Consider the following 302-nt stretch of genomic DNA (forward strand, 5'->3'; position numbering starts at 1 on the left):
CCTATTTCTTTAGACAATGTCGCGGTTACTGCTGACATCCAGTCAACCTCTAACGATCTTTACGAAAGCCTAGACGTCACAAAGAATACCGGTATCGGAAACTTTACGCTAACTAGAGACAAGCCTTATTTGCCTTTTGGCCAATATCGTATCGATGTTTTATTTTCAAGTGAGTATGTACAGCATCGAGTAGCTAGTAAGACGTTTCTGTTAAATGTAGATCATGCAATTACATTACCAAAGGTGTAGCTATGGCTCAATTAATCGTCACAAACGAATCTGCACCCTCTATTACCGCAGGT

General features: G+C 40.4%; 1 protein-coding gene. It reads left to right on the forward strand.

Annotated elements, in window-relative coordinates:
- Positions 1 to 249: hypothetical protein (locus SB749_RS19125; RefSeq protein ID WP_410711693.1), on the forward strand; the 249-nt coding region annotated here is incomplete at its 5' end.
- Between the last annotated feature and the right edge of the window lie 53 nt (positions 250 to 302).

The sequence above is a fragment of the Brevibacterium sp. SIMBA_078 genome, from assembly GCF_046534565.1.
In the GTDB taxonomy this organism is placed as follows: domain Bacteria; phylum Actinomycetota; class Actinomycetes; order Actinomycetales; family Brevibacteriaceae; genus Brevibacterium.